Here is an 18,332-nt window from a genome sequence, read left to right on the forward strand (position 1 = left end):
CCCGCCCGGGCCGCCTCGCGAGTGCTCATCGTCCGGCGTCGGCCAGCGCCTTGGCGCGGAAGTCGCGGGCCTCGTCACCACCGCCGCTGCGCCACTCCTGGATGATCGTGTCGAGATCGGTCAACGGGCGACGGCCCCGCATCACGTCGATGACCTTCTCGTCGGTCGGGTTCAGGCTGGCCTTGAACCGGGCCGGCATCTCCAGCTTGAGACCCGCCCACGGGTCCTTCTCCAGGTACTTCACCATGTCGTTGGAGTAGGTGAGCGCGTCCCGGACGAAGTTCGGCGTCTGCGGGAACGGCTGGATGACCGGATTGCGTCCGCTGATGAAGAAGTACTGGTTGGCGATTTCCTTGAAGCCCAGGTCGGTCTTGACCGGGCCGGTCGCCGTCCGGGTGTGGTGCTTGCCCTCCACCCCGTACTCGCGCAGGTCGAACTCCTTCGTTCCGAACGGCGCGGAGCACCAGTTGATCACCCGCAGCAGTTCCTCGACCCGCGCCTTGCCCAGCCCCTTCTTGATGAAGGTGAACGAGATCGGGTCGTCGTCGCCCCAGACCAGCGGGTCACCACCGGTCGCCGAGAAGATCGGCACCGCCTGGACGTTGAAGCCGGGGGTGGTCTTCTGGTGCTCGGCCTGCATGCCCTGCCACGCGCCGGGGCCGTCCTGCATGAAGACGATCTTGCCGCCCGCCATCAACTGCTTGGCGTCGGCGCCCTTGGTCGCCACCAGATCCGGATGGACCAGGCCGGCCTGGAAGACCTTCACCATGAACTCGACGGCCTGCCGGTACTCCGGCGTCTCGTACTTGAACTCCGGGGTGCCGTCCGGCTTGAGTCGCCAGCCGTCGTCGGTACCCGGCGTTTTGTAGAGCATCTGGACCACCGCGAAGATCTCGTTGAACGCCCAGACCCCCTTGCTGGGGTTGGTCACCGCCTTGCCGACCTCGAAGAGCTCGTCGATCGTCTTCGGGTAGCTCAGGCCGGCGGCGTCGAGCAGGTCCTTGCGGTAGAGGAGCGCCCACGGGAAGGGGCCGTCGGTCGGGTTGGGGACGGCCATCAGCCGCTCGTTCCAGAACGAGTTCCGCCAGGCCCCGGCCGGGAAGGTGGCCAGCATCGGGTACGCGTCGACCGCGTCGCCCTTCAGGTAGTCGGTGAGGTCCTCGAAGAGTACGGCGACCGCGTCGGAGAAGCGCGGTAGCTTCGACACCTCCCACTCGGGCACGCAGAGCAGGTCCGGCACGTCCCGCGCCCCGAGCATCGCGTTGAGCTTGTCGGCGTAGAGGAGTCCGTCCTGGACGCTGAAGTTGACCTCGGCGCCCAGCTCCGCGTTCACCGCCGCCAGATAGGCGCTCTGTCCCACGCCGGGTGGCGCCGGGCCCCAGGCCGGGGTCATCGCGGTGATCTTCTGCCCGCTGGTCGCGGGCTTGTCGGCGATGGCGTCCACCAGGCTGGCCGGGAACTCCGTGTAGCCGTCGGGAACCGGCCGGATCCCGGTGATGCTCGGCTTCGGAATGCCCAGTGACAGTTCCTTGTGGTTGGGCAGCAGACCGGCGAGCTTGTCCAGGTCCTGCGCCTTGCTGGTGGGGGCCACCTCGCCGCCGCAGCCGGCGAGCAGGCCGCCGCCCGCGGTCGCCGCGGCACCGAGGCCCACCAGGCTGAGGAAGTTTCTACGGTTGGTGGCGCCGCCCGGGCCGGATGGTTCCACGGGGCGCTCCCTTCGTTATCGCCGAACGGCGGTGACCCCCGCGAGCCACGCGGGGTGCGAACTCGTTCGGTTGCTGGGTGGGTATGGGGTAGAGTTAGTTCGTCGGGTGACTAAACAAACGTAATCGACGGTGACCGGTGCCACAAGACACCGGAACCATGGCGCGGCGGGCGGCGATGGCCCCGGCGGGCGGAGGTACGGCATGATGGGGCGCACCGTCGGCGACCGGAGCGCACCGACCCGGAGACCGATACGCGGGGAGCGGGGCTGATCTTGATCACGACGCAGACCGGGCCACAGCCGGCCGATCTCGCCGACGTACGGGCCACGAATCTCGCCGTCGTGCTGCGCTTCGTACGCGTACACGCGCCCTGCTCACGGGCGGACATCGCCGCCTCGACCGGGTTGAACAAGGCGACCGTCTCCAGCCTGGTCGCGGAACTGATCGAGCGCCGCCTGGTCCGGGAGACCGGGCTGGCGGAGAACCGGATCGGGCGGCCCGCCACCATGCTGGTGCTCGACGGGGCCCCCTACGCGGCGATCGGCATCGAGGTGAGCATCGACGAGCTGACCGTGGTCGCCGTCGACCTCGCCGGCACCGAACTGCTCTCCTGGCGACGGGCCTTCGACGGCTCGACCGCCTCCCCCGGCCGGGCGGTCAGTGCGATCGCCGCGCTCGCCGGACGGGCCGTCAACCGGGTCGCCGGCCAGCACCGCCAGGTGCTCGGTCTCACCGTCGCGGTGCCCGGACTGGTGGACGGTTCCGGCGCCGTCCGGCTGGCCACCACGCTCGGCTGGCGGGACCTCCCGCTCGGCGCCGACCTGCGACGGGCCCTGCGCGAACCCGCCTTCGAGGTGGTGGTGGACAACGACGCCAACCTCGCGGCCCTGGCCGAATACCGGCACGGCCCGTACGCCGGCACCGCCAACCTGGTCCACCTGACCGGCGGCGCGGGCCTCGGTGCGGGCGTGGTGACCGACGGCCGGTTGCTGCGCGGCGGGCGCGGCTTCGCCGGCGAACTGGGCCATGTGACGATCGATCCGGACGGCCCGCTCTGCCCCTGTGGCCGGCGCGGCTGTCTGGAGGCGATGGCCGGCATCCCGGCGCTGATCCGGCGGGCGCTGCCGGACGCGGCGGAGGACGGGCCGGTCACCGACTTCGCGCCCGAGGTCGACCGGATCCGGGCGAAGGCACGTCGGGGCGATCGATCCACACTGGACGCACTCGCCGAGACCGGCCGGCACCTCGGGCACGGCGTGTCCCTGCTGGCCAACCTGGTCAACCCCGAGGTCGTGCTGCTGGGCGGATACTTCGCGACCCTGGCACCCTGGCTGCTGCCCGCGGCCGAGACCGAGCTGACCGCCCGCACGCTGGCGCCGGATGCCGGGGGCACCCGGCTGCTCGCCTCCGCCCTCGGCACCGGCGCGGCGGCGGCGGGCGGCGCGGCCCGGACCCTGGAGACGATCGACGCGGGCCGGCTGCCGAGTCGCGATCCGGGTCGGACCACCGGCCGGGACCCCGGCCCCGCCGCGAGCGTCGCCCGGAAGGCGCCCACCCGGTCCACCAACCCGCCGGGCGCGTCGGGCCGCGGTCCCGGCGCTCCGGAACCCGCCGGCTCCGACACCGTCGAGGCCGGTGGCAGCGGCGCCGTCGCCGGCTCGCCCACTGCCGAGGCGACCGGACCCGACAGCGCCGCCGCAGGGGCCGAGGGCACCGGTTCCGAGCCCGTCGAACCGGTGACGGAGCCGCCACCGCCCAGCTCACGGCGGCTACCGGCGGGACGCCGCTGACCGCGTTTCCGCCACGTTCCGCCCATCCGGGTCGGCCCCGGAAACCGACCGCCGCCAATCCGTTCGACGCAAACCCTTGACCGGTACGGCGGCTGGTGGAAGCCTCGAAATGCTCCTCCGTAACAGACGGGAAACCGTTTTCCACGGTGGAGTCTCTTTTCCACGGTCGTCGAAGCGCTTCGAGCTTCCCGGGCTGGCGACCTGGCCGCTTTGCTACTCCGCCACCGCAGCATTCGAAGCGCTTCGACGACCCGCCGCCGTCACCGCGATCCACCACCCCGGGGCGCTAGTCGAAGATCATGGAAGGTGATCGACCATGAGCGACAGGACGTTCCGCGACCCCGACCGCCCGCTCGACGTACGGGTCGCCGATCTGCTGGGCCGGCTCACCCTCGCCGAGAAGATCGCACTACTGCACCAGCACCAGGCGCCGATACCCCGACTCGGGCTGCCCGCCTTCCGTACCGGCACCGAGGCGCTGCACGGGCTGGCCTGGCTCGGCCCGGCCACCGTCTTTCCCCAGGCGCTGGGGCTCGGCAGCACCTGGAACCCCGACCTGGTCCGGGCCGTCGGGTCCGCGGTCGGCGACGAGGTCCGGGGCCTGCACCACAAGGACCCGACCCGGGTGGGCCTGAACGTCTGGGCCCCGGTGGTCAATCCGCTCCGCGATCCCCGATGGGGACGCAACGAGGAGGGCTACGCCGAGGACCCCTGGCTGACCGGGCGGCTCGGCACCGCGTACGCCCAGGGGCTGCGCGGCGACCACCCCGAGTACCTGAAGACCGCGCCGACGCTCAAGCACTTCCTCGGCTACAACAACGAGACCGACCGGTGTACGACCTCCAGCAACCTGCCGCCCCGGGTGCTGCACGAGTACGAACTGCCGGCCTTCCGGGCACCCATCTCCAGCGGTGCCGCGGTGGCGGTGATGGCGTCGTACAACCTGGTCAACGGTCGGCCGGCGCACCTGAGCCCGCTGATCGGCACCGCGCTGCGGCGGTGGACGAGCGACGAGATCATGGTGGTCGGCGACGCCGGTGCGGTCTCCAACATCGCCGGAGCCCAGGGATACCACCCCGACCACCCGAGCGGGTACGCGGCGGCGCTACGCGCCGGGATCGACAGCTTCACCGAGGACGGCGAGGACTCCGGGCCGACGGTCGAACGGGTCGGCGAGGCGCTGCGGCGGGGCCTGCTCGACGAGTCCGACCTGGACACCGCCGTCACCCGCATCCTCAGCATCCGGTTCCGGCTCGGCGACTTCGACCCGCCGGAACGCAACCCCTACACGGCGATCACCGCCGACGTGATCAACTGCCCCGCCCACCAGGAACTGGCCCAGGAGGCCGCCCGACAGTCGATCGTGCTGCTCCGCAACGCCGCCGTACCCGGCGCCGGGCCGCTCCTTCCGCTCGCCCCGGAACGCCTGCGCCGGCTGGCCGTACTCGGTCCGCTCGCCGACACCCTCTACGAGGACTGGTACAGCGGAACACTGCCGTACGCGGTCACCGCCCGCGCCGGCCTGGCCACCCGACTCGGTGCCCCGGCCGTCGTGCACCACACCGGCGCGGACCGGATCGCGCTGCGTACCGCCGAAGGCTACGTCCGGGCCGCCCGCCGCCCGGACGGTGCCCCGTTGACCCTCGCCCCCGCCGCACCGGACACCCGGTTGCCGGCCGGTACCCGCCCACCGGCCGGCAACCGGAGTGCCGCCGACCACCGGTTCCCGGCCGACGGCGTGTTCGAGGTCTTCGACTGGGGCCAGGACATCGTCGCGCTCCGGGCGGTGTCCAACGGCCGGCACGTCGGCGCCGACGAAGAGGGCACGCTGGTCAACGACCGGCCCGGCCCCGGTGGCTGGGTGGTCCGGGAGACCTTCCGACTCGTCGGTCGGCCGACCGGCGACCACGTACTGCACCACCTGGCCAGCAACCGGTACGTCACCGCCGGCCCGGACGGCGTGCTGCGGGCCGACGCCGTCGACCTCGACCAGGGCACCGGGTTCGTGGTCGAACTCCTGCACGACGGGGCGGCCGGGGCGGCGGCACTGGCCCGCGAGGCCGACGTCGCGGTGGTCGTCCTCGGCAACCATCCGATGGTCTGCGGCCGGGAGACCGAGGACCGGGCCGACCTGGCGCTGCCGACCGGACAGGAGGCGCTGCTCCGGGCGGTGTACGCGGCCAACCCGCGTACGGTGCTGGTGGTCACCAGCAGCTACCCGTACGGGCTGGGCTGGGCCGACGAGCACCTGCCGGCGGTGCTCTGGTCGGCGCACGGTGGCCAGGAGTACGGCACCGCGCTGGCCGCCGTGCTCTGCGGGGACGCCGATCCCGGTGGCCGGTTGACCCAGACCTGGTACCACGATGCGGCCGAGCTACCCGACCTGTTCGACTATGACGTGATAGCCACCGACACCACGTATCTCTACCATCGGGGCACCCCGCTCTACCCGTTCGGCCACGGGCTGAGTTACGCCGACTTCGCCTACTCTGACCTGCGGGTGAGCGCGGACGAGGTGGACGCGGACGGAGAGATCGAGGTCAGCGTGCGAGTGAGCAACGTCGGCACGCGACCGGGCGACGAGGTGGTGCAGCTCTACACCCGGCAGCGGCGTTCCCGGGTCAAGCAGCCCCTGCGCCAACTCCGCGACTTCGCCAAGCTGAGCCTAACCCCGGGCGAGCAGACCACGGTACGGTTCCGGCTGCGCGCCGCCGACCTGGCGCACTGGGACGTGATCCGGGGACGGTACGTGGTCGAGGACGCCCGGCACACCGTCGCGGTCGGCCGGTCCAGCGCCGACCTCGTGCTGAGCGCCGCCCTGACGGTGCACGGCGAACCGGTCCGGCCCCGCGAACCGCTGGCCGGTCCACTGTGGGCGATCGACCACGACGAGTACGCCGGCACCGAGCCCCTGCCGGACGGCCCGGACGGTGCCGCCGTGGTGGCCCGGGAGGCCGGCGGCTGGATCCGGTTCTCGCGAGTGGACTTCGGTGCCGGGGTGCACGGCGTGGCCGCCCGGGTCGGTGGGCGCCGACCGGTGCGCGACGGCGCCGAACTCGTGCTGCGGTTGGACGATCCGGTCTGGGGACCGGTGGCCGGCACCGTTCCCATCCCGGCCGGCGACGACCACGATCCGGGACCGGCCGCCGAACCGGGACCGGCCGCCGGCACCGGGCCACGGCTGGGCACCGGCGCCGATCCCGGCATGGTGCCGGCGGTTGTCGGGGCGACGGACCGGCAGCCGGCCCGCGAGGTGTCCGGTCACTGGCGTGGCGAGGCGACCGGGGTACGCGACCTGTATCTGCTGTTCGACGCGCCGGGGGCTACCGTGAGTTGGCTGGCCTTCGAAGACGGTACGGACGGCGACCGTGCCGCGACTGGAAGTGGGGGCGCCTAGTGTCCGAATCGTCGCGCCCCACCTCGCGACCCGTGCCCCGGCAGCCCGCCGGAACACCCGCCAAACGGCCGGACATGGTCACCATCGCCGACGTGGCCCGGCACGCCGGGGTCGCGGTCAGCACCGTGTCGTACGTGCTCAGCGGCAAACGCGCGATCTCGGCGTCGACCCGGGAACGGGTGCTGGCCAGCGTGCGTACCCTCGGCTATCACCCCAACGCCGGAGCCCGGGCCCTGGCCAGCAAGCGGGCCAACGTGATCGCGCTGGTGCTGCCGCTGCGCTCCGGGATGCACCTGCCGGTCCTCATGCAGTTCGCCACCTCGGTGGTGACCACGGCGCGGCAGTTCGACCACGACGTACTGCTGATGACCGCCGACGAGGGACCGGCCGGGCTGCGCCGGATCGCCGCCAGCGCGATGGTGGACGGGATCGTGCTGATGGACGTCGAGATGCACGACGCCCGCGTACCGCTGCTCCGCGACCTGGAACGGCCCAGTGTGCTGATCGGCTTTCCGGCCGATCCTGCCGGGCTGACCTGTGTGGACCTGGACTTCTACCGGGCCGGGCAGGCCTGCGTCGAGCACCTGGCCGGGCTCGGTCACCGCCGGATCGCGCTGCTCGGCGCGCCGGCGGTGGTCTACGACCGGGACACCGGTTTCGCCCACCGCACCAGGGCCGGGTTCGCCGAGGCCGCCGCGCGGCACGGCATCGCGGCGATCGCCCAGCCCTGCGAGGAGAACTTCGACGCGGTCCGCCGGGAGCTGGCAGGGCTGCTGGACCGGCAGCCGGACCTGTCCGCGCTGGTGGTGCACAACGAGGCGGCGGTCGGCCAGGTGCTGGCCGCGCTGCCCGTGCTCGGCCGACGGGTTCCGGACGACGTGTCGGTGGTGGCGATCTGTCCGGACGAGGTCGCCGAGCGGGCCCGTCCCGCCCTGACCTCGGTGCTGATTCCGGCCGAGGAGGTGGGCCGGCAGGCGGTGTCGCTGCTGATGCGCAAGCTGGAGGGCGAGCCGGTCCCGGAGGGGACCCTGCTCGATCCCCGGCTGACCGTCCGGGCCAGCACCGCCCCGGCGCCGACGTCCGACCCCGGCCCCCGCCCCGCGCCCGCCGGGGTGACGCCGGCCCGGCGCTGACCGACCGCTTCTTGATCCAGAGCCGGTGGCCTGATCGACTCGGGTCATGGCCAACCATATGACCCCGGACGAGTTCCGTCGGCACGGGCACGCGGTCGTCGACTGGATCGCCGACTACTGGTCCAGCCTCGACCAGCGGCCGGTCCTTCCGACCGACCCGCCCGGTTCGGTCGCCGCCCGGCTGCCGGCCCGCCCGCCCGAGCGGGGCGAGGAGTTCGACCGGATCCTCGCCGACCTGGAGACGGTGGTCGCTCCCGGCGTCACCCACTGGCAGCACCCCGGGTACTTCGGGTACTTCCCGGCCAACACCTCCGGGCCGAGCGTGCTCGGCGACCTGGTCAGCGCCGGCCTCGGCGTGCAGGGGATGCTGTGGTCCACCGGACCGGCCTGTACCGAGGTGGAGACGGTGATGCTGGACTGGCTGGCCGAACTGCTCGACCTGCCGGACCGGTTCCGGTCCACCGGTCGCGGAGGCGGCGTCATCCAGGACTCGGCCTCCTCGGCCACCCTGGTCGCGGTGCTGGTCGCGCTGCACCGGGCCGGCGGCGGACGGTGGCGCGAGCACGGCGTCGAGCGGCGGCACCGGATCTACACCTCCACCCAGGGGCACTCCTCGATCGAGAAGGCGGCCCGGATCGCCGGGCTCGGCGACGAGGCCGTCCGGACCGTCGAGGTCGATCCCGGCACGCTGGCGATGGACCCGGCGGCACTGCGGGCGGCCATCGGGGCCGACCGGGCCGCCGGGCTGGTCCCGACGGCGGTGGTCGCGACCATCGGCACGACGTCGACCACCGCGGTCGACCCGGTGCCCGCGATCGGCGAGATCTGCCAGGAGTACGGCGTCTGGCTGCACGTCGACGCCGCGTACGCCGGGTCCGCCGCGATCTGTCCCGAGCTGCGCTACACGCACGCCGGACTGTCCTACGCCGACTCGTACTGCTTCGATCCGCACAAGTGGCTGCTCACCGGGTTCGACTGCGACGCGTTCTGGGTGGCCGACCGGGCCGAACTGATCGAGGCGCTGAGCATCCTGCCGGAGTACCTGCGCAACGCGGCGACCGAGTCCGGCGCGGTGATCGACTACCGCGACTGGCAGGTGCCGCTGGGCCGGCGGTTCCGGTCCCTGAAACTCTGGTTCGTGCTGCGCTGGTACGGCGCCGAGGGGCTGCGGGCGCACGTCCGCACGGGGGTGGCGCTGGCCGACCGGTTCGCCGGGTGGGTCCGGGCCGACGAGCGCTTCGAGGTGGTGGCACCGCACCCGTTCTCGCTGGTCTGCTTCCGGCTGCGCGCCGGTACCGGCACCGGCGACACCGGTGACCCGGACGGCAGGGACGCCGACGTCAGCGGCAGGGACGCCGACGTGGACCGGGCGAACGCCGAACTGCTCGACCGGGTCAACGGCACCGGCCGGGTCTACCTGACGCACACCCGGGTCGACGAGCGGCACACGCTGCGGCTGGCGGTCGGTTCGCCGTACACCCGGGAGGAACACGTGGCCGAGGCCTGGCGGCTGATCACCGAGGCCGCCACGGCACTGCCGGTCCGGCGGTCCTGAGATCGTCGCCGGGCGGCGGCATCGGATGCCGCCGCCCGGCGCGGGAGGACCGGCTCAGCGGGGCACCCGGAGCGCGGCGATGAACCACTCGAAGATCGGCACCCTGGGCGGAAACGACGGGCGGTCGTTCAGCACCCCGATGAGCTGCCAGTACCGCTCGACCCGGCGGTCGGTGAACGTCTCCAACTCGTCGGCGATCCGGATCCGCTCGTCGGCGGGCACCTCCGGATCCACGAGCCGGTCCAGGACGGCCCGGCCCTGTGCCGAGTCGGGAGCCACAGCGGCATCCACCGCGCGCCCGGCATGCTCGATCACCTCGGCGGAGTCGTAGCGGGGCGGCCCGGCCGGGCCTCCGCCCTGCGCGCCGGCCATCGCCATCTCCCGGACCCGCTGGCTGAAGCTGGCGTCGCTGACGAGTTCGGCCAGTTCGAGCCAGGCGTCCACCTGCTCGGGTGTGGGATCGTCGGGCAGCTCGGCCGGCATCTGCCGCATCCCCTGGGCGATCTGCGCCCCGGTGGCTTTCGGGTCGAGGCCCTCGAACGTACGGTCGACGAAGTCGTCGATCATCCGCTGCCGCTCCTCGGCGGAGAGTCTGGCCAGTCTGTTCATCACACTCATCTCCTCGGTCGTACTGTTCCGGCGGGCGATCGACCGCAGCACCGCGCGGCGCAACTGGAGCGTGCGGATCTCGGTGTCCAGCGCTTGGGCGTGGGCCCGCGCGACGTCGGCCACCGTGCTCTGCCGGGCCAGGATCCGTCCGACGGTGCTGAGGTCCAGCCCGAGTTCGCGCAGCGTCCGCACCAGGTCTAGCCGGGCCAGCGCCTCGGCGTCGTAGAGCCGGTATCCGCCCGCCGAGCGGGCGGTCGGCGGGATGACGCCGATGTCCGACCAGAACCGGATGGTCCGGACCGACAGGCCGGTGCGTTGGGCGAGCTGTCCGATGGTGAACAGCTCCGTGCGGTCGTTCACGGAACGAGCATCGACCTTCCAGTAGCTGGAGACTCAACCCCATTATCGGGCCGAGATCGGTTGACCGGGACTGCTACGTGGTGCGATGCTACGCCGGACGTAGTAGTTGGGAGGTGGCGTCGTGTCCGGACTATCCGACCTGGGCAGGTTCTCCGAACCCGCGCTGCTCGTCCTGATCAGCCTGGCCGCCGGCCCGCGACACGGGTACGCGATGCAGGACGACATCGCCGGCCTGACCGGTCAGCGGCCCGGCCCGGGAACGCTCTACGGCGCGATCCGACGCCTGGAGGAACACGGTTACATCGAGGCGCTGGCCGAGCAGGATCGGCGCCGCCCGTACCGGCTGACCGACGCCGGACGGGCCGCCCTCGGTACGGAACTGGAGCGGATGCGTACCGTCGTCAGCACCGGCCTCCGCCGGCTGGCGGTGGCCTGATGCCACGCCGACGTTCCGGCGACGGTGCACCGGTGCGGCTGGTCCACACCGTCCTGGCGCGGTTGGTCGACACCGTGCTGGCGCTCTATCCCCGCCCGATCCGGGAGCGTTACGGCCCGGAGATCGCCGACCTGCTGACCCACTCCCCCACCCCGGTACGCGACCTCGCCGACGTGACCTGGTGCGCCCTCTGGGACCGGGTCGTCCGTGGCGCGCAGGCGTTGAGCATGGCTCGGGCCCGTACCGGCGTGCTCGCCCTGGCCAGGCTGCTGCTGATCCCGCTGGGCCTCACGATCGCGCTGCTGGTGCTGATGGTGGCCACCGGACCGGTCTTGAACCTGATGGTGGCCCTCGGCATCGACGTGGAACGGACCGCGTCGATGATCCACAGCCTGTCGCTGCTGCCCGTCGGGTTGCTCGCCTGGTGGCTCGGGCGCCGGCTGGGCCGTACCGGCGCAGTCCCCGCCGCGTGGGCACTGGCACCCACCGCGCTCGCCGTCGGGCTGCTCGCCATCGCGGCCCTGCCCGGGGTGGGCGTGGTGCTCGGCGAGACGCCGGGCTCGTCCACACTGGCCGTCCTGTGCTGGTCCGCCGGAACCGCCGTGACCTGCCGACTGCTCCGGACCGCCGTGGAGCGCGGTCGGGTCGCCAGGGCCTGGCTCACCGGTGTCGTCGGCGGACTGGTACTGCTCACCCTGAGCACCATCGGGTACGTCTGGAGTTCCATCGACGCCGTCCGGGCCCCGCGCGGGTCCGCACCGTACTGGTACCTGAGCGCGATCAGCGGCATCGACCCGGGACTGGTCGACAACACCTACCTACAGCTCTCCGACGCGGTCGCGCTGTTGCCGTCGGCGCTCACCGCCTGCACGGTGTACGCGTTCGGGCTGACCGGATCGGTCGTGGCGCGTCGCCCGGTGCCGACCGTCGGGCCCGTCCGATCTGACGGCGCGGCGGGCTGACCTCGCTGCCGACCCGTTCGTCGTCAGATCCAGGCGTTCGGATCGGCCGCCAACTCGCGGACCCGGTCGGGCAGTTTGCCGCCCGCCACGTCGGCGATCGTGACCGAGTCGAGGATCTCCCGCTCGCTGGCCCGCAGGGCGATCCAAACCTCCTGGAGCGCCCGCGCCGCGCCCTGGTAGCCGAGATCCTCCGGGCGCTGGCCCCGGACGTTGGCCAACGGGCCGTCGATCACCCGGATCACCTCGGCCAGCGAGATCTCCGCCGCCGCGCGGGCCAGCCAGTATCCGCCCTCCGGGCCCCGCTGGGCGTGCACGATGCCGCCCCGGCGCAACTGCAACAGGATGCTCTCCAGGAACTTCGGCGGAATCTCCTGGGTCCGGGCGATCTGGTCGGCGGTGACCGGCGTCGGCCGCTGGGGCGGCGTCCCGGTCCGGGCCGCTTCGCCCGGCGGGCCACCGGCACCGGGTCGGGCTCGGCCCCCGGTTCCGGAGCCGACGGCGGGACGCGGGCCCGACGCGCCTTCCTCGGCGCGTGCGGCGAGTTCAGCGACGGCACGCAGCGCATAGTCGACCCGGGCGGAGAGACGCATGCCGGCAAGGTTAGTCCGGTCATCGGGTCTGCCCCCCGCCGGACCCCCGAGCCGCCCCCGCAGCCCGATGGGTTAAAGCCCGCCCGGTCAACCGCCGAAGGCCACCCGGGTCAACCGCCGACGCGGCGGAGCAGACCCTCCTGTACAGCGCTGGCGATCTGCCGGCCGTCGACGGTGAACATCCGACCGGTGGCCAGCCCCCGACCCCCGGAGGCCGACGGGCTCCAGCAGTCGTAGAGGAACCACTCGTCGGCCCGGAACGGGCGGTGGAACCACAGGGCGTGGTCGAGACTCGCCCCCACCATGCCGCCCGGTCCCCACACCTCGCCGTGCACCGAGAGGACCGAGTCGAGCAGCGTCATGTCGGAGGCGAAGGTGAGCGCGCACGCGTGCAGCAGCGGGTCGTCCGGCAGCTTGCCGTCGATCCTCATCCAGACCCGTTGGTGCGGATCGACCGGCCGGTCGCCGGGAGCGACCCAGCCCGGTTCGCCGACGTACCGGACGTCGATCGGGCGCGGGATCGTCCCCCAGATGCCCAGCCGTTCCGGGTACCGGGCCAGCCGGTCGGCCATCGTCGGCACCTCGTCCGGCGGTGGCACGTCGACCGGGGTCGGGGCGTGGTGGTCGAGCCCCTCCTCCTGGCGGTGGAACGAGGCGGACATGAAGAAGATCGTCTTCCCGTGCTGGAGCGCGACGGAGCGGCGTACCGAGAAGGAGCGTCCGTCCCGGATGTTCTCCACCTGGTACTCGATCGGCTCGGCCGGGTCGCCGGGGCGGACGAAGTAGCCGTGCAGGGAGTGCACGACCCGGGACGGGTCCACGGTCCGGCCGGCGGCGACCAGGGCCTGACCGGCGACCTGACCGCCGTAGACCCGCTGGGGGCCGACCGGTGGGCTGGTGCCCCGGAACGTCATCTCGTCGAGCTGCCGCAGGTCGAGGACGTCGAGCAACTGGTCGACCGCGGCCTGTCCGACGATCAGCTCGGGTCCACTCCCGGAACTCACTGCCGGGCCCGGGCCGCCGACGTCGCGTCGACCAGCGTGCCGAGCTGGTGCACCCGGAGGGTGTTGGTGGAGCCGGGGGTGCCGGACGGGGTACCGGCGACGATCACCACGTAGTCGCCCGGGTTGGCGTGGTTGAGCCCGACCAGCGCCTGGTCGACCTGCCGGAACATGTCGTCGGTGTGCTGGACGAACGGCATCAGGAAGGTCTCGACGCCCCAGGAGAGGGCAAGCTGGTCCCGGACCTCGGGTACCGGGGTGAAGGCCAGCAGCGGCAGGTCGCAGTGCAGCCGGGACAGCCGCCGGACCGTGTCACCGGTCTGCGAGAACGCCACCAGGGCCTTCGCGCCGATGGCCTTGGCGATCTGGGAGGCGGCGACGGTCAGCGCGCCACCGTGGGTACGCGGGTCGTGCTGCAACCGCGGCACGCCGATCGACCCGGACTCGGTGGTCGTCACGATCTTGGCCATGGTGCTCACCGTGAGCACCGGGTACTTGCCGACGCTGGTCTCGCCGGAGAGCATCACCGCGTCGGCGCCGTCGAGCACCGCGTTGGCGACGTCGGACGCCTCCGCGCGGGTCGGCCGGGAGTTCTCGATCATCGAGTCCAGCATCTGGGTGGCCACGATGACCGGCTTGGCGTTTTCCCGGCAGAGCTGCACGGCACGCTTCTGCACCAGCGGCACCTCGTCGAGCGGAAGCTCGACACCGAGGTCGCCCCGGGCCACCATGATGCCGTCGAAGGCGTCGACGATCGCCTCCAGGTGGGTCACCGCCTCCGGCTTCTCCACCTTCGCCATCACCGGCCGGTGCACGCCGACCTCCTGCATGATCCCGTGCGCCAGCTTGATGTCGTCGGGCGAGCGGACGAACGACAGCGCCACCATGTCGACGCCGAGGCCGAGCGCGAAGCGCAGGTCGGCGGCGTCCTTGTCAGACATGGCCGGCACGCTGACCGCGACGTTGGGCAGCGACACGCCCTTGTTGTTGGAGACCGGGCCGCCCTCGGTGACCAGCACCCGGATGTCGTTGCCCTGCACGTCGCTGACCTCGACCGCGACCCGACCGTCGTCGATGAGCAGCCGGTCACCGGGCTTCACCTCGGCCGGCAGCTTCTGGTAGGTGCAGGAGACCCGGTCCCGGGTGCCGATGATGTCGTCCCCGGTGATCACCACGGAGTCGCCGGTACGCCACTCGTGCGGACCGTCCGCGAACCGACCCAGCCGGATCTTGGGGCCCTGTAGGTCGGCCAGGATCGCCACCGCGTTGCCGGTGGTCCGGGCAGCCTCGCGGACCAGGTGGTACACCTGCTCGTGGTCAGCGTGGCTGCCGTGGCTGAAGTTGAGCCTGGCTACGTCCATGCCCGCCTCGACGAGCCCACGAATGCGCTCCGGTGAGGAGGTCGCGGGGCCAAGGGTGCAGACGATCTTCGCGCGGCGTGTCACGGCCATCAGGCTAGTCTCTCTCTCGGATCGGCCCGCCAGACCCTCGGAAGCCAAACGGTTGACCAACGTCTCGCGGCGGGAAGGTGACCGGCGGGTACGTCACACCGGGACGTTGTCGGCGGGCATCAGCGACCGCGCGGCGCCGAGCCTACCCCCGCCGCCCCTGCCGCGTGTTCCCGGCCTGATCTGCTCCGGGTCGCACACGGACGGCAACGACGCCCGAGCAAAAGTGTACGCCGCCGCCGCACGGTTCACCGCGACGTGATCTTGCCGTTATCGCGCCGATACCGTCCGGACCCACAGTCGGTGGTCAACGATGTTGATCAAGACAGCGCCCCTGGTCGACACGTCGTCACCCCGGCACCCCCAACGTCCGAGGAGAGCCATGGCACCCACCCCGCCCACCGACGCCGAACTCAACGTCATGATCCGGGCCCGACTCGCCAGCCTGGGCATCGACCTCGATCAGCTCCCGCCCGGTACCGCCACCGACCCGGAGACCGGATCGCCCGGCCAGGACTCCGTTCTCGCCTCGCTGCGCTCCTTCGTCCGGGGCACCGTGGGCGCGCTGGCCGCGTACCAGATGCCCGCCCCCGCCGGGACCGACCCGGAGGTGGCGAAGGCGCTCTCCCAGCAGGCGGCGCCGATGCTCTATCCCTCGATCAGCACGGAATGGCGGCAGTCGTGACCTCCACCCTCGAACCCGTGGACTCCTTCGAACCCGTGGACCGGACGGTCGACCGGCGGGCGTTCCTGGCCCGCGCCGCCGCGCTCGCCGCCGCCGGCACCGTCGGCACCGCCATCGCACTTCCGGGCACGGCCACCGCGCACGGGCCCGCCACCCTCACCCCGGGCGGACACGGCAACGCCGGGAAGCCGAACCCGGCGCTGGACCGGCCCGACGCGTACCGTCGGCCCCGTCCCGAGGCGCTGGCCGACCCGAGCGAGCTGACCATCGCCGAGGCCGCCTGGCTGATCCGCGCCGGCAAGCTCAGCCCGGAACAGCTTGTCGAGGCATACCTGGCCCGGATCGGCAGCCACGACGGCACGTACCAGGCGTTCAACCTCGTGCTCGCCGACGCGGCGCTCGCCACGGCCCGGGCCGCCACCCGCCGGTCGCACACCGGCGCGCTGCACGGCATCCCGCTCGCGATCAAGGACAACTACTACACGGCGGGCGTGCCGACCACCGCGAACTCGTACCTGTTCCAGGACTTCGTGCCGCCGTTCGACGCCACGGCGGTGGCCCGGCTCAAGGCCAGCGGTGCGATCGTGCTCGGCAAGACCCAGATGGGCCCGCTGGCGACCACCCGGGCCACCACCCCGGCCGGCGTGATCACCACGGTCAACGCCTGGACGCCGACCAACCCCGACACCGATCCGGGCGGCTCGTCGACCGGCACCGCCACCGCGGTCGCCGGCCGGATGGCCACCGCCGGCACCGGCACCCAGACCGGCGGCTCGATCACCGCGCCGTCCAACGCGCAGAACCTGACCGGGATCAAGCCGACCATGGGCCGGGTCTCGTTGAACGGGATCATCCCGCTCAGCTACACCAGGGACCATCCCGGACCGCTGGCCCGCGACGCCAAGGACGCCGCGATCATGCTGACCGCGATGGCCGGCGAGGACCCTGCCGACCCGCGCAGCCAGGGCCTACCCGCGGTACCCCGGCTGATCGAGGCGGCCACCCCGGTGTACGCCGGCAGGCGGGTCAAGCTGCGCTGGAAGACCCGGATCGGCGTACTGCCCGGGTACGCCACCGGCACCTCGGCGACCGCGCTGGCCCGGCAGGCGTTCCTCGCCGAGTTGGCCGCGATCTCCGGCGCCACGCTGGTCGACGTACCGCTGCCGGACGAGTGGGACCTGCTCGGCGGCAACACCTTCAACAACATCCGGCTGCCGGAACGCAGCGAGCCGTTCATGCCATACCTCCGTACCGACCTGCGCGGTTTCGGGGTCGCGGTGACGAGCTGGTTGCAGGGCGCGCTGCTCGGCGGCAACGAGTTCATCACCGGGCAGCGGGCCAAGCTGCTGTTCCTGGAACGGGTGCTCGACCAACTCTTCGACGCCTGCGACGTGGTGGTGCAGACGAGTCCGGTGCCGTTCGACATCCTCGGCCTGCCGGAGATCGCCTTCCCGATCGGGTTCAGTAGCGCTGGCGTACCGATCGGCACGATCCTCGGCGGCCTGCCGTACGCCGAAGACCGGCTGTTGTCGGTGGTGGCCGCGTACCAGGAGGTCACCGACTGGCACTGGCGCCGGCCGGCGGACCCGCCGGCTCCGGCGGCCGGCGCCCGGGCCGCGCGCGGCACCGTCGCGGCGGCCGAACCGGACGAGTCCCGGGGCCGGCTCACCGCCGACCAGGTGGCCGAGCTGACCCAGTAAGCGCTGGCGGGAGGGCAAGCCGGGCGAGTTGGCGTACTACCTCTGCCACGGACCGGCCGACACCGACGACGAGGAACTGATCCGGGTCGGCGTCCGCGCCACGGCTTGCCGCTCCCGATCGAACCGACCCGACCGGGTCGAGCGGGAGCCGCCGGAACAGGTGACCGGCCTCCGGGCCGAGGGACTTCGTCGCGCGGGGCGTCGGCTGCGGCGTCCCTCGTCACTCAGACGCGGCTGTCGTGCCGGTACTGCGATGGTGACTGGCCGGTGTGGTTGCTGAAGACCCGGCTGAAGTAGAACGCGCTCCGGTACCCGCAGCGCTCGGCGATCGCCCGCAGTGTGTCGTCGGTCTCGGTCAGCAGCTCCCGTGCCTTCTGCAGCCGGACCCCGCGGAGGTATGCGACCGGCGTAACGCCCCGGACGGCTCGGAATCGTCGTGAGAGCTGCGTTGGACTGATGCCGAGTGTGGCGGCCAGACCACCGAGCGAAAGGTCCGCAGAGGCGAAGTGGTCCAGGATCAACGCTGTCGCTTGCCGCACCAGCTCGTCTCCGGGCGCGCCGCGGTGGGCGCGGAGCATCATCAGGATGAGGTCGGTGACAACGTGAGCGGCCACCAGGCCGGGGTGGGCTTCGGCGGCTTCGAGCATCGCTAGGTCGGCGCGGAACCGGTCGACGTCCGGTAGGCGCGTACGGCCGATCGGCGGCTCCAGTTCTGTGCTGAAGCGCGCGTGGAAGAAGGATGTCGGAGTCTGCATCCGGCGCCAGAGCGTGCCGCCCGGCGGGCAGACGACGATGTCGCCGTGCTTCGACACCCCTCGCGGTCCGCCGGAGACCTCGAAGGTGAAGGATCCGGTCCTCGGCAGCAGCAGGCACCAGTCGTCGTACCTGTCGAAACTGAGGCTGAACTGGTCCCGGGACGGGGCGAGCAGGTAGCCGTCCAGCGTCACCATGGCCAAGAAA

General features: G+C 72.2%; 14 protein-coding genes. 8 read left to right on the plus strand and 6 right to left on the minus strand.

Features of this window, described 5'->3' with window-relative positions; genetic code table 11:
• Nucleotides 1–25: 25 nt before the first annotated feature.
• Nucleotides 26–1,705, minus strand: a complete 1,680-nt coding sequence (locus tag ACFP2T_RS29370; protein WP_377427270.1) for an extracellular solute-binding protein — start codon at nt 1,703–1,705, stop codon at nt 26–28.
• A gap of 273 nt (nt 1,706–1,978) precedes the next feature.
• Here ACFP2T_RS29370 and ACFP2T_RS29375 point away from each other — a divergent pair, with 273 nt between their 5' ends.
• The 4 genes from ACFP2T_RS29375 (at nt 1,979) to ACFP2T_RS29390 (ending at nt 9,581) form a co-directional block, all read left to right on the plus strand.
• A complete protein-coding gene (locus ACFP2T_RS29375) occupies nt 1,979–3,496 on the plus strand; it encodes an ROK family transcriptional regulator (RefSeq protein ID WP_377427272.1) in 1,518 nt (505 codons plus the stop codon).
• A 316-nt stretch (nt 3,497–3,812) separates the two neighbouring features.
• Complete coding sequence (locus ACFP2T_RS29380; RefSeq protein WP_377427275.1) at nt 3,813–6,893, plus strand: glycoside hydrolase family 3 C-terminal domain-containing protein; 3,081 nt, start codon at nt 3,813–3,815, stop codon at nt 6,891–6,893.
• A gap of 74 nt (nt 6,894–6,967) precedes the next feature.
• Nucleotides 6,968–8,026 carry a LacI family DNA-binding transcriptional regulator gene (locus ACFP2T_RS29385; protein ID WP_377427278.1) on the plus strand — a complete coding sequence of 353 codons (1,059 nt, stop codon included), beginning with the start codon at nt 6,968–6,970 and terminating at the stop codon, nt 8,024–8,026.
• A 46-nt stretch (nt 8,027–8,072) separates the two neighbouring features.
• The gene (locus ACFP2T_RS29390; RefSeq protein ID WP_377427280.1) at nt 8,073–9,581 is read left to right on the plus strand and encodes a pyridoxal-dependent decarboxylase; all 1,509 of its coding nucleotides are present in this window, start codon (nt 8,073–8,075) and stop codon (nt 9,579–9,581) included.
• A 54-nt stretch (nt 9,582–9,635) separates the two neighbouring features.
• Here the strand turns inward: ACFP2T_RS29390 and ACFP2T_RS29395 are convergent, their stop codons facing one another.
• Complete coding sequence (locus tag ACFP2T_RS29395) at nt 9,636–10,550, minus strand: helix-turn-helix domain-containing protein (RefSeq protein WP_377427282.1); 915 nt, start codon at nt 10,548–10,550, stop codon at nt 9,636–9,638.
• 121 nt (nt 10,551–10,671) lie between these two features.
• Here ACFP2T_RS29395 and ACFP2T_RS29400 point away from each other — a divergent pair, with 121 nt between their 5' ends.
• Both ACFP2T_RS29400 and ACFP2T_RS29405 read left to right on the plus strand, forming a co-directional pair.
• Nucleotides 10,672–10,986 carry a PadR family transcriptional regulator gene (locus tag ACFP2T_RS29400; protein ID WP_377427283.1) on the plus strand — a complete coding sequence of 105 codons (315 nt, stop codon included), beginning with the start codon at nt 10,672–10,674 and terminating at the stop codon, nt 10,984–10,986.
• Nucleotides 10,986–11,948, plus strand: coding sequence for a hypothetical protein (locus ACFP2T_RS29405; protein ID WP_377427285.1), 963 nt, complete (start codon nt 10,986–10,988; stop codon nt 11,946–11,948). The genes ACFP2T_RS29400 and ACFP2T_RS29405 overlap by 1 nt, the downstream gene beginning before the upstream one ends.
• Nucleotides 11,949–11,971: 23 nt before the next feature.
• Here ACFP2T_RS29405 and ACFP2T_RS29410 read toward each other — a convergent pair whose 3' ends face one another.
• The 3 genes from ACFP2T_RS29410 to pyk form a co-directional block, all read right to left on the minus strand.
• Entirely contained in the window at nt 11,972–12,538 is a 567-nt protein-coding gene (locus ACFP2T_RS29410; protein WP_377427288.1) for an RrF2 family transcriptional regulator, read from the minus strand.
• Nucleotides 12,539–12,648: 110 nt separating this feature from the next.
• On the minus strand, nt 12,649–13,518 hold the full coding sequence (locus tag ACFP2T_RS29415; protein ID WP_377428030.1) for an acyl-CoA thioesterase: 870 nt from the start codon (nt 13,516–13,518) through the stop codon (nt 12,649–12,651).
• Between the two features lie 20 nt (nt 13,519–13,538).
• Nucleotides 13,539–14,990, minus strand: a complete 1,452-nt coding sequence (gene pyk, locus ACFP2T_RS29420; RefSeq protein ID WP_377427290.1) for a pyruvate kinase — start codon at nt 14,988–14,990, stop codon at nt 13,539–13,541.
• 379 nt (nt 14,991–15,369) lie between these two features.
• Between pyk and ACFP2T_RS29425 the strand changes: the two genes are divergently transcribed.
• On the plus strand, nt 15,370–15,672 hold the full coding sequence (locus ACFP2T_RS29425) for a hypothetical protein (RefSeq protein ID WP_377427293.1): 303 nt from the start codon (nt 15,370–15,372) through the stop codon (nt 15,670–15,672).
• Between the two features lie 17 nt (nt 15,673–15,689).
• Entirely contained in the window at nt 15,690–17,372 is a 1,683-nt protein-coding gene (locus tag ACFP2T_RS29430) for an amidase (RefSeq protein ID WP_377427295.1), read from the plus strand.
• 224 nt (nt 17,373–17,596) lie between these two features.
• Here ACFP2T_RS29430 and ACFP2T_RS29435 read toward each other — a convergent pair whose 3' ends face one another.
• On the minus strand, nt 17,597–18,322 hold the full coding sequence (locus ACFP2T_RS29435; protein WP_377427297.1) for a helix-turn-helix domain-containing protein: 726 nt from the start codon (nt 18,320–18,322) through the stop codon (nt 17,597–17,599).
• Nucleotides 18,323–18,332: the final 10 nt, after the last annotated feature.

Origin of the sequence: Plantactinospora solaniradicis (genome assembly GCF_042658085.1) — a bacterium.
GTDB classification, from domain to species: domain Bacteria; phylum Actinomycetota; class Actinomycetes; order Mycobacteriales; family Micromonosporaceae; genus Plantactinospora; species Plantactinospora solaniradicis.